The organism is Mesorhizobium atlanticum (assembly GCF_003289965.1).
GTDB lineage: Bacteria > Pseudomonadota > Alphaproteobacteria > Rhizobiales > Rhizobiaceae > Mesorhizobium > Mesorhizobium atlanticum.
This window is the reverse complement of record NZ_QMBQ01000008.1, coordinates 288,476-298,353: the sequence shown is the minus strand read 5'-3', so window position 1 is coordinate 298,353 and position 9,878 is coordinate 288,476. Positions and strand designations below refer to the sequence as shown.

The 9,878-nt window shown below is 63.1% G+C and carries 11 protein-coding genes and 2 tRNA genes; 4 read left to right on the top strand and 9 right to left on the bottom strand.

What is annotated here, in order from left to right; all coding sequences use genetic code 11:
- Window positions 1-298, bottom strand: a 298-nt coding sequence (locus DPM35_RS25845) for a GTP-binding protein (protein ID WP_181592138.1), incomplete at its 3' end; no start/stop codon positions are given.
- Window positions 299-525: 227 nt separating this feature from the next.
- Here DPM35_RS25845 and DPM35_RS25840 point away from each other — a divergent pair.
- Window positions 526-1,413 carry a DMT family transporter gene (locus DPM35_RS25840; RefSeq protein ID WP_112130012.1) on the top strand — a complete coding sequence of 296 codons (888 nt, stop codon included), beginning with the start codon at window positions 526-528 and terminating at the stop codon, window positions 1,411-1,413.
- 22 nt (window positions 1,414-1,435) lie between these two features.
- On the opposite strand, the gene DPM35_RS25835 is transcribed toward DPM35_RS25840, so the two are convergent.
- Both DPM35_RS25835 and DPM35_RS25830 read right to left on the bottom strand, forming a co-directional pair.
- The gene (locus DPM35_RS25835) at window positions 1,436-2,242 is read right to left on the bottom strand and encodes a sulfotransferase family 2 domain-containing protein (RefSeq protein ID WP_112130011.1); all 807 of its coding nucleotides are present in this window, start codon (window positions 2,240-2,242) and stop codon (window positions 1,436-1,438) included.
- A 121-nt stretch (window positions 2,243-2,363) separates the two neighbouring features.
- Window positions 2,364-2,621, bottom strand: coding sequence for a GlsB/YeaQ/YmgE family stress response membrane protein (locus DPM35_RS25830; protein WP_112130010.1), 258 nt, complete (start codon window positions 2,619-2,621; stop codon window positions 2,364-2,366).
- 127 nt (window positions 2,622-2,748) lie between these two features.
- On the opposite strand from DPM35_RS25830, the gene DPM35_RS25825 reads away from it, so the two are divergent.
- Complete coding sequence (locus DPM35_RS25825; RefSeq protein ID WP_112130009.1) at window positions 2,749-3,198, top strand: YidB family protein; 450 nt, start codon at window positions 2,749-2,751, stop codon at window positions 3,196-3,198.
- A gap of 73 nt (window positions 3,199-3,271) precedes the next feature.
- Here the strand turns inward: DPM35_RS25825 and DPM35_RS25820 are convergent.
- Window positions 3,272-3,345 (bottom strand) — tRNA-Gly (locus DPM35_RS25820).
- 87 nt (window positions 3,346-3,432) lie between these two features.
- Window positions 3,433-3,517, bottom strand: a tRNA-Tyr gene (locus DPM35_RS25815).
- A gap of 199 nt (window positions 3,518-3,716) precedes the next feature.
- On the opposite strand from DPM35_RS25815, the gene DPM35_RS25810 reads away from it, so the two are divergent.
- The gene (locus tag DPM35_RS25810; RefSeq protein ID WP_112130008.1) at window positions 3,717-4,577 is read left to right on the top strand and encodes a TrmH family RNA methyltransferase; all 861 of its coding nucleotides are present in this window, start codon (window positions 3,717-3,719) and stop codon (window positions 4,575-4,577) included.
- 177 nt (window positions 4,578-4,754) lie between these two features.
- Here the strand turns inward: DPM35_RS25810 and DPM35_RS25805 are convergent, their stop codons facing one another.
- The 3 genes from DPM35_RS25805 to gcl form a co-directional block, all read right to left on the bottom strand.
- The gene (locus tag DPM35_RS25805; protein WP_112130007.1) at window positions 4,755-5,672 is read right to left on the bottom strand and encodes a 2-hydroxy-3-oxopropionate reductase; all 918 of its coding nucleotides are present in this window, start codon (window positions 5,670-5,672) and stop codon (window positions 4,755-4,757) included.
- A 107-nt stretch (window positions 5,673-5,779) separates the two neighbouring features.
- Window positions 5,780-6,577: a 2-oxo-tetronate isomerase gene (gene otnI, locus DPM35_RS25800; RefSeq protein WP_112130006.1), complete on the bottom strand. Its 798-nt coding sequence runs from the start codon at window positions 6,575-6,577 to the stop codon at window positions 5,780-5,782.
- Between the two features lie 27 nt (window positions 6,578-6,604).
- Entirely contained in the window at window positions 6,605-8,386 is a 1,782-nt protein-coding gene (gene gcl, locus DPM35_RS25795) for a glyoxylate carboligase (RefSeq protein WP_112130005.1), read from the bottom strand.
- A gap of 203 nt (window positions 8,387-8,589) precedes the next feature.
- Here gcl and bhcR point away from each other — a divergent pair, with 203 nt between their 5' ends.
- Complete coding sequence (gene bhcR, locus DPM35_RS25790; RefSeq protein WP_112130004.1) at window positions 8,590-9,411, top strand: HTH-type transcriptional regulator BhcR; 822 nt, start codon at window positions 8,590-8,592, stop codon at window positions 9,409-9,411.
- Here the strand turns inward: bhcR and DPM35_RS25785 are convergent, their stop codons facing one another.
- Window positions 9,412-9,771, bottom strand: a complete 360-nt coding sequence (locus DPM35_RS25785; RefSeq protein ID WP_112130003.1) for a hypothetical protein — start codon at window positions 9,769-9,771, stop codon at window positions 9,412-9,414.
- Between the last annotated feature and the right edge of the window lie 107 nt (window positions 9,772-9,878).

Sequence of the window (9,878 nt, the reverse complement as noted above, 5' to 3'; positions counted from 1 at the left end):
CCAGGATCGCGCCGTCCATCTGGGCGGCACCGGTGATCATGTTCTTCACATAGTCGGCGTGGCCGGGGCAGTCGACGTGGGCATAGTGACGGTTGGCCGTCTCATACTCGACATGCGCCGTCGAGATCGTGATGCCGCGCGCCTTCTCTTCCGGCGCCGCGTCGATCTGGTCATAGCGCTTGTATTCGCCAAAATACTTCGTGATCGCCGCCGTCAGCGACGTCTTGCCATGATCGACGTGGCCGATCGTGCCAATGTTCACATGCGGCTTGGTGCGCTCGAATTTACCTTTTGCCATAGTCTCTTTCCTTGGACGGCCTTGACCTTCAGTTCAGTCGAATGCGGGGCGATTAGCGACAACGGCCGAAAAACACAAGTACCTTGTGGCTGAGCGGATTCCCGCTCGACCCGAACCAATGGTCGATTTCAGGGGGATGTGAGCAGATATAGGGCTGCCGCGCGTAAAATCAAAGGCGCTAGGCTGGCCCATTGCCGCCGCGGCGCCGCTCTGATCTTGTCCGCCACATGCAGTTCATTCCATCCAATATCCGGGGTCCGCTGTTCATGGTCGTCTCGACGGGGTCCTACCTCGTCAACGACACGATGATGAAGCTCGCCACCGCGGGACTGCCGCCCTATGAGGTGCTGTTGCTGCGCGGCGCGGCGGCCACGCTGTGGGGCGTGCCGCTGCTGCTGATGCTGGGTTATGCCCGGCAGATCCCGCTGCTCTTCGAGCGCAAGGTGCTGCGCCGCAACCTGTTCGAGCTCTTGGCGATCCTCTGCTATGTCGTCGCCTTGGCGAACATGCAGATCGCGGATTCTACCGCGCTCGGGCAGGTCACGCCACTCATCGTGCTGGTCGGCTCCTCGATGCTGTTCGGCGAAAAGATCGGCGCCACGCGCATGGCGCTGATCGGCCTCGGCTTTGTCGGGGCGCTGATGGTGGCGCAGCCGACCATGCAGGGTATTTCGGTCTATGCGCTGCTGGCGCTCGGCAATGCGGCCTTCGCGGCGGTGCGCGATATAGCCGGCCGCAAGGTGGGCGCCGAGGTGCCGGGCATGATCGTCGCCATCTCCGCGGTCCTGGTGGTGCTGGTCGGCTCAGGCGCGGCGCATCTCGTCTCCGAGCAATGGGTGATGCCCGAAGGACGCCATCTGCTGCTGATCGCGGGGGCCGGCCTGTTCCTGATCTTCGGCCATTTCTTCATCTTCATGGCCTACCGCATCGGGCCGACAAGCGCGGTGGCGCCCTTCTATTACTGCTTTACCGTCTGGGCTGTCATTTCGGGGCTGCTGGTGTTCGGGCAGTTCCCCAACGTGCTCGCCGTCTGTGGCATCCTGCTGGTCATGGCCAGCGGTCTGGCGATCGTCTCGCTCGACGAAAGGCGCCGGCGCATGGCGATCGTCGCCTGAATCCGCGCGATCCGCGACTGGCCTAGCGACCCACGCGCATTGCCAGCGGGCGCCTGGCCAGGAAATCCCTGAGGTTGCGCAGCGTGCGCGGGTATACGAGGCGACCGTCGCGAGGCACCGTGAAATCGCACGCGACGTGGAGCGAGGACGGATCATCGGGAGCGCCCTTGGGGATTCCTCCCCATCTTGCCGGGTCGTAGTAGTCGACGAGGAACGCATAGTCGTATCTGCAAAAGCGCATCGCTTTCGCCATCGCAGCCGGCGAAAGATCTGAAGGGCTGATCCTTGTCCTTGCCGCCTGCAGCCTTGGCATGGAGATTTTCCTGCCGCTGACCGACGACAGGAATGCCTCGACCCTGTCCATCTCTTCGAACCTGAAGACGTGCTCGAACAGGAAAAGGCTGGAGCCGAGGAAATGGCGCGGCGAGGCGACGTGGAACTGGATTTCCCACGAGGACGCGCTGTATTTTTCGACGTTGAGGATGAAGGTGTCGAGGTCCGGATCGGTCGGCAGTCCGAAAGCCTCGAGCATTTCGGCCTTTGTCGACGACCGTGCCAGAACGTCTACGTCCAGTATCCTGCTGGAATAGGCGGAGAGAAGCCGCTCCAGCGGATCACGGACGATGGTGAACTTGCCGCCCAGCCCGTCATAGACCGGCACAAATGGATCGACCCAGCTGGTGAAGAGATGACCGTGGACCTCATTGTCCGGATCGGCGAGAGGCGCCTGCCCCCCGCCAAGCGCCATCAGCGCGTATTTGACGCTGCTGGTGCCGCTTTTCGGGACAGGATAGTAGGTGACGGGAAGTCCTTGAATCTGGACCGCCATTGCCGATGTGCCTCGCGCCGACCCAGCGCCAATGCGCCGCGCGATCACGCGCGGCGACCGGCGCGAAACCCAATGATCGCCCCGCGGCCTGCCGGGGCCGCGGACTTTCTCGCCTATGGCTCTACAGCGTGCGCTTGCCGCTGATCTGGTGATAGGCCCAGAGCACGACGACCGAGCCGACCACGGCCACGATCAGGCTCCAGATGTTGAGGCCGGTGACGCCCTGCGCGCCGAAGGCGCTGAAGATCACGCCGCCGACGATGGCGCCGACGATGCCGAGCACGATATCCATGATCATGCCCTGACCGGTCTTGTTGACGATCTTGCTGCCGATGAATCCGGCGATGATGCCGAGAATGATCCAGCTGATGATGCCCATAATTCCCTCCAAATTCCCCGCCGCGCCATCATGGTCATATGATTGTCAAAAGCTCAAGACAGCTTGAAATTCCGACCGTTTGCGCCATTCTGGGGCCGGCGGACTTGGCTGGACAAGGAGATCCACGATGGGCCTTTTCGACAATGCCGTTCCCGGCGGCAATATCACCAAACCCCTGATGATCGCGCTCGGCGCGCTTTTGGTCGGCAAGATGCTGAGCGGCAGAAGCGAGGAACCGGCCGCGCCGCAAGCTCCTGCGCCTGCTGACACCGGTGCTTCGGCCGATGGCGGCTTGCTCGGCGGTCTCGGCGGCCTGCTCGGCAAGCTCAGGGACGCCGGACACGGCAATGTCGCCGATTCCTGGGTCGGAACGGGTCAGAACCAGCCGATCAATCCGGGCGATCTAGGCTCGGCGCTCGGGCCGGCGGTGATCCGCGAGATCGCCCAGCGCACAGGGATGAACGAGCAGGAGCTGCTGCAGCAGCTCTCCGCGGCGCTGCCCGGCATCGTCGACAAGCTGACGCCGAACGGCCAGATCCCGCAGAACCATCAGGTCGCTTCGGCCTTCAACAGCTAAGAGCTGAACAGATGAGAGCGCGCCGCGCGCCAAGGTGCGCGGCGTTTTCTTGACAGAAAGCAGAGAGGCAATCTGGAGCGGGTAGCGGGAATCGAACCCGCATATTCAGCTTGGAAGGCTGCTGCTCTACCACTGAGCTATACCCGCGCCTTGCACTGAGGTACCGGATTCACCCGAAAAGCGCCATGCACTTTTCGGTCCGAGACTTTCGTTTCAGGGCTTCCGGGCCGGCAGTGGTGGAGAGGGTTGGATTCGAACCAACGTAGGCTAAGCCAACGGATTTACAGTCCGTCCCCTTTAACCACTCGGGCACCTCTCCAGTCTGCCGCCGGAGCCATGCAACGAGGCATTCGCGCCGATCCGGAGCCCGAGTAAGATCTTCTCCGAAATCAGCGAAGCGCCTTATGGCGGCAAGGCCGGTGGGTGTCAACCGGCGCGGCCAGGGTTTTTCGAGGATGTTTCACATCAATTGTCGCGGCCCATATCCTTAGCCGGACGAGGCGGCTATAGAAGCCCGCATGAGCGACGAAAAAAGCAACAAGCCCGGCACGCGCAAGGACACCCACTACGCCAAGCTGCGGCGCGCGCATCGCGACCAGAAGGCGGGCGGCGCGCCGGCATTCCGGCCGCGCCAGCCCGTCCCGCCTGGCGAAGCGCCCAGCGACGGGCTAGTGCGGCTCTATGGCCTGCACACGGTACGGGCGGCGCTCGACAATCCGCGCCGCAAGATCAAAAAGATGCTGGTGACCCGCAACGCAGCCGAGCGGCTTTCGATCGGCGAGCTTGCCTCCCTGCCCTTCAAGGCGGAGCTGGTCGAGCCGAAGGACATCGACAGGATCACCGGGTCGGACGCCGTGCATCAGGGCGTGCTGATCGAGGCCGAGCCGTTGAAGCCCAAGCGCCTCGACGCGCTCGGCGACACCAGGCTGGTGCTTGTGCTCGACCAGGTGACGGACCCGCACAATGTCGGCGCGATCTTGCGCTCCGCCGTCGCCTTCGGCGCCGGCGCGCTGATCACCACGGCCCGTCACAGCCCGCAGGAATCCGGCGTTCTGGCGAAATCCGCGTCCGGCGCCCTGGAGCATATCGACCAGATCGAGGTGAAGAACCTCGCCGATGCGCTGGGGCAGCTGCACGAGGCCGGCTTCCAGACGATTGGGCTCGATTCGGAAGGACCGGCGGAGCTGGAAAAGACCTTCGATGGCGAAAAGATCGCACTGGTGCTGGGCGCGGAAGGCAAGGGCCTGCGCCAGAAAACCCGAGAGACGGTGGCAGCGCTCGCCCGCCTCGACATGCCGGGCGCCATCCATTCGCTCAACGTGTCGAACGCGGCTGCGGTTAGTCTCTACGCGGCGAACGCATTCCTGAAGCGCGGCTGAGCGCGGATCGACTTTAGCCTCGAAGCGAAAAACGGGCTCCCACGGCGAACCGCGGAAACCCGTTCTCTGACAGGAAAAGAGCAGGCGGCGTGGGAACGTTGAGCCGCCCCCTCCTGACCTTAAGTGTTTGACGCAATTCCGGACGGAAAATCGTTTCACACTTTTCCTGGAATTGCTCTAAGCCGCCTTGCCCTTGGCTCGTGCCCCTTCCGCGCCAACCTCGTGCGCCGCCATCCGCTCCAGCGCCCTCACCAGCGCCGAATGATCCTCCTTGGCGCCGCCGTTGGCCGCGCAGGAATTGAACAGCTGCTGCGTGGTCGAGGTGTTGGGTAGCGAGACGCCAAGCGCTTTCGCGCCTTCCAGCGCGAGGTTAAGATCCTTCTGGTGCAGCTCGATGCGGAAGCCAGGCGCGAAGGTACGCTTGATCATGCGCTCGCCATGCACTTCGAGGATGCGCGACGCCGCAAGCCCGCCCATCAGCGCCTGCCTGACTTTTGCGGGGTCGGCGCCCGCCTTCGAGGCGAAAACGAGGGCTTCGCCGACGGCTTCGATGGTGAGCGCCACGACGATCTGGTTGGCGACCTTGGTGGTCTGGCCGACGCCGTTCGGGCCGACCAGCGTGATGTTCTTGCCCATCTTCTCGAAGACCGGCCGGGCGCGCTCGAAGGCCTTTTCCTCGCCGCCGACCATGATGGTGAGCGATGCTGCCTTGGCGCCGACCTCGCCGCCCGACACCGGCGCGTCGAGATAGTCGCAGCCGAGATCGTTGATCTTTTTGGCGAATTCCTTGGTGGCGATCGGCGAGATCGAGCTCATGTCGATCACGAGCTTGCCTTTGGACAGCCCCTCGGCGACGCCGTTCTCGCCGAAGAGAACATCCGCGACCTGGGGGGTGTCGGGCACCATGGCGATGATGATGTCGGCGGCCTTGGCCACCGCATTGTGGCCGGTAACTGACTTCAGCCCCTTGGCGGTAAGATCGGCTGGTGGCTTCGAGCGGTGGTCGCTGGCGATGACCTTGTAGCCGGCGTCGAGAAGGTGCCCTGCCATCGGCGCGCCCATGATGCCGAGGCCGATGAAACCGATGGTTTCCATTGTTTTGCTCCTGAAATTCTTGGCTCGAAATTGCCGAGAGGTCCGCGCTGCCCCTCATCCGCCTGTCGGCACCTTCTCCCCGTATAGTGACGGGGGGAAGGAAGCTCTCAAGCCGCGGCACTCCCCTGCCCGGCAAACTGCCGGAACCAGCCCAACCCGGCCTCCGTGCCGGCCTTCGGCTTGTATTCGGCGCCGACCCACCCGGAATAGCCGAGGCGGTCGATGTGGTCGTAGAGGAAGGGATAGTTGATCTCGCCCGTCCCCGGCTCGTGACGGCCGGGATTGTCCGCAAGCTGGATATGCGCGATGCGGCCGAGGTTCGCCTCGATGGTACGGGCGAGATCCCCCTCCATGATCTGCATGTGATAGATGTCGTATTGCAAATAGAGGTTCTTGGAGCCGATGCGGTCGATCAGCGCCAGCGCCTGATCGGAATAGTTCAGGAAGAAGCCCGGGATGTCGCGGGTGTTGATCGGCTCGATCAGCAGCCTGATGCCGGCCTGTTCCAGTTTTTCCGCCGCGAAGGCGAGGTTTTCGGCAAAGACATTTTCCAGCACGGTGCGATCGGCGCCCTGCGGCGCGATGCCGGCCAGGCAGTTGACCTGCTCGCAACCCAGCGCATGGGCGTAAGTGATCGCTTTGGCGACGCCCTGGCGGAATTCCGGCACCCGGTCGGGCAGCACGGCAATGCCGCGCTCGCCCTTGCCCCAGTCGCCTACCGGCAGGTTGAAGAGAACCTGGGTCAGGCCGTTCTTCTTCAGGCGCGCCGCAACGACGTCCGGCGCGTGATCATAGGGACCGATATACTCGACGCCCTTGAAGCCCGCGCGGGCTGCGGCATCGAAACGGTCGAGGAAATCATGCTCGCCGAAGAGCATCGAAAGATTGGCTGAAAAACGCGGCATCCTTTTTCTCCTTCTTTCCGCAGGCCCCTAGTCCAACATCATAATGGCCGTCGGCGCATCCTCATTGCGTTCGGCAAGTTCCTCGAACTCAGTGATCTTGTCGATTTCCGTGCCCATCGAAATATTGGTGACGCGCTCGAGGATGAATTCCAGCACCACCGGAACCTGATGCTCCTTCATCAGCCGTCGCGCCTCCTTGAAGGCGCCGGCGAATTCTTCCGGTTTCTTCACCCGGACCGCTTTGCAGCCCATCGCCTCGGCGACCGCGACATGGTCGACGCCGTAGCCGGCGTCCGGATCGCCTGCGCGGTTGACGTTCTCGAAGGCCAGGCTCACCTCGTAATCCATCGAAAAGCCGCGCTGCGCCTGGCGGATAAGGCCGAGATAGGCATTGTTCACGACGACGTGGATGTAAGGCAGCTTGTGCTGCGCGCCGACGGCCAGCTCCTCGATCATGAACTGGAAATCATAGTCGCCGGAAAGCGCAACGATATCGCGGTCCGGATCGGCGGCCCGCACGCCGAGCGCCGCCGGCAGCGTCCAGCCGAGCGGTCCGGCCTGGCCGCAATTGATCCAGTTGCGCGGCTTGTAGACATGCAGGAACTGCGCGCCGGCGATCTGCGACAGGCCGATGGTGGTGACATAGGTGGTGTCGCGGGCAAACGCCTTGTTCATCTCCTCATAGACACGCTGCGGCTTCAGCGGCACCTGCTCGAAATGCGTCTTGCGCTTCATTGTCTTCTTGCGCTGCTGGCATTCCTTGGCCCAGCCCGACCAGTCGCGCAGCTTGCCGGCGGTGCGCCATTCGGTGGCGACGTCGAGAAGGGTCTTCAGCGCCGCACCCGCATCCGAGACGAGGCCGAGATCCGGCGCGAAGACGCGGCCGATCTGGGTGGGCTCGATGTCGACATGGATGAACTTTTTCCCCTTGGTGTAGACGTCGACCGAGCCGGTGTGGCGGTTGGCCCAGCGGTTGCCGATGCCGAAGACGAAGTCGGCCGCCAACATCGTCGCGTTGCCGTAGCGATGTGACGTCTGCAGGCCGCACATGCCGGCCATCAGCCGGTGGTCGTCGGGGATCGAACCCCAGCCCATCAGCGTCGGGATGACCGGGACGCCGGTGACTTCGGCGAACTCGATCAAGAGATCGGACGCATCGGCATTGATGATTCCGCCGCCGGCGACGATCAGCGGCTTTTCCGCTTCGTTGAGCATCGAAAGCGCCTTCTCGGCCTGGGCGCGCGTCATGGTCGGCTTGAACGGCACGAGCGGCTCATAGGCGTCGATGTCGAACTCGATCTCGGCAAGCTGGACGTCGAGCGGCAGGTCGACCAGCACGGGCCCGGGTCGGGAGGAGCGCATCAAGTGGAACGCCTTCTGGAGCGCCATGGGCACTAGATAAGGTTCCATTACGGTGACCGCCCATTTGGCGACGGGCGCGGCGATCGAAGCGATGTCGACGGCCTGGAAATCCTCCTTGTTGAGGCGCGCGCGCGGCGCCTGGCCAGTTATGCAGAGGATCGGGATGGAGTCCGCCGAGGCCGAATAGAGGCCGGTGATCATGTCGGTGCCGGCCGGACCGGATGTGCCTATGCAGAGCCCGATATTGCCGGCCTTGGCCCGCGTATAGCCTTCGGCCATATGCGAGGCGCCCTCGACATGGCGGGCAAGCACGTGGCGGATGGTGCCGCGCGCCTTCAGCGCCGAATAGAGCGGATTGATCGCCGCGCCCGGCACGCCGAAGGCATTGGTGATGCCTTCCTTTTCGAGAACGAGAACTGCAGCGTCGACAGCGCGCATCCTGGCCATGACAAGCCTCCATTTCGTTGGTTGGCTTGATAATGACTGCGCGTCTTTGATTTTTCAATTTTTTCAGAATATTTTTTCATTTCGAGAAGACGGCTCTTATCAACTGATTTCACTTCATTTTTCGTTTTCCAGAAAATCTGCTGCGGCAACCACTGAAAAACTTTTTCATTGCATCCGATACCAAATCGGCGAGAATGCCGCTTATGGAAACGACGGAAAAACGCCAGCGCGGCCGGCCACGCGCCTTCAACGGCCCCTCCGAAGCGGCCTCGGTGCAATCGCTCGACCGGGCGCTGCGGATCCTCGCGATCGTCGCCGAGGCCAGCGGCCTGTCGCTCAGCGAAATCGCGGCGCAAAGCGGCATCGCCGCCTCCACCGCCTATCGCATGCTGACGACGCTGGAAAACCACGGCATGGTCGAGTTCGACACGACCGACCAGCTCTGGTCGGTCGGCGTCGAGACCTACCGCATGGGCTCGGCTTTCCTGCGCCGGCGCAAGCTCGTCGACCGCGCCCGCATCGTCATGCAGGAACTGATGGAGAAGACCGGCGAGACCGCCAATCTCGGCGTCGCCGAGGACGATTGCGTGGTTTTCGTCAACCAGGTCGAGACGCACCAGGCGATCCGCGCCTTCTTCCGGCCGGGCACGCGCAGCCCTTTCCATGCTTCCGGCATCGGCAAGGCGGTGCTGGCGCATCTCGAGCCGGAACGGGTCGCCGCCATCCTGCGCAAGGCCGGCCTGCAACGCTACACCGACAAGACGCTCTCCGACATCTCGGCGCTCGCCCATGACCTCGCCACGATCAAGCATCGCGGCTGGTCGGTCGACGACGAGGAACGCCATCCCGGCATGCGCTGCGTGGCCGCCGCCATCTTCGACGAATATGGCGAGCCGATCGGCGGCGTTTCGGTGTCGGGCCCAACGGTGCGGGTCACACCCGAGAGGCTGGCCGAGATTGGCCCGCTGGTGCGCGACGCCGCGGCAGCGGTGACAAAGATGATCGGCGGCGTGAAAGCGTATTGACTAAGATGCGCCAGGCAAGGCGCTCTTGGCCGCTATATCGAAGAAATCGAGCAGGATCGCCAGCCCGACGCCACAGGCCGCCAAGATGAGGCCGGCGATGAATATTCGACTGGCGCGATCATGAATGCTTCGCTGCAGGGATTTGATGTCGAGCAGGATGGCAAGCGCCCGGATCTGCAGCGCAATACCGACCAGGATCGGCAGGACGGCAATCAGATGGTAGGTCTGCCATGGGATCGGGTTGGCCGCCCAATGCGTGATGAAGCCTAGCGAAAACGCAAGCAGGATGCCGACGATGGTGATGGTGCCGTTGCGGAAAACTGGTTCGACCCGTTCTTCCTTGGGATCCTGCTCGTCCATGCGACCCCTCCCCTCGATTGGCGTCAAAGCCAGACTAAACGCTTGCAAAATCGCTGTACATCGCTGGTTGCCTGGCAGGCGCCGACCGGGCATTAGCCAAGCCGGAC

Bases quoted from the DNA above. Each gene is read 5' to 3' on its own strand.
- DPM35_RS25805 (WP_112130007.1), bottom strand. From the start codon at position 5,672: ATGGAAACCATCGGTTTCATCGGCCTCGGCATCATGGGCGCGCCGATG.
- DPM35_RS25830 (WP_112130010.1), bottom strand. From the start codon at position 2,621: ATGGGCATCATCAGCTGGATCATTCTCGGCATCATCGCCGGATTCATC.
- DPM35_RS25835 (WP_112130011.1), bottom strand. From the start codon at position 2,242: ATGGCGGTCCAGATTCAAGGACTTCCCGTCACCTACTATCCTGTCCCG.
- bhcR (WP_112130004.1), top strand. From the start codon at position 8,590: ATGGAAACGACGGAAAAACGCCAGCGCGGCCGGCCACGCGCCTTCAAC.
- DPM35_RS25840 (WP_112130012.1), top strand. From the start codon at position 526: ATGCAGTTCATTCCATCCAATATCCGGGGTCCGCTGTTCATGGTCGTC.
- DPM35_RS25810 (WP_112130008.1), top strand. From the start codon at position 3,717: ATGAGCGACGAAAAAAGCAACAAGCCCGGCACGCGCAAGGACACCCAC.
- DPM35_RS25825 (WP_112130009.1), top strand. From the start codon at position 2,749: ATGGGCCTTTTCGACAATGCCGTTCCCGGCGGCAATATCACCAAACCC.
- DPM35_RS25785 (WP_112130003.1), bottom strand. From the start codon at position 9,771: ATGGACGAGCAGGATCCCAAGGAAGAACGGGTCGAACCAGTTTTCCGC.
- otnI (WP_112130006.1), bottom strand. From the start codon at position 6,577: ATGCCGCGTTTTTCAGCCAATCTTTCGATGCTCTTCGGCGAGCATGAT.
- gcl (WP_112130005.1), bottom strand. From the start codon at position 8,386: ATGGCCAGGATGCGCGCTGTCGACGCTGCAGTTCTCGTTCTCGAAAAG.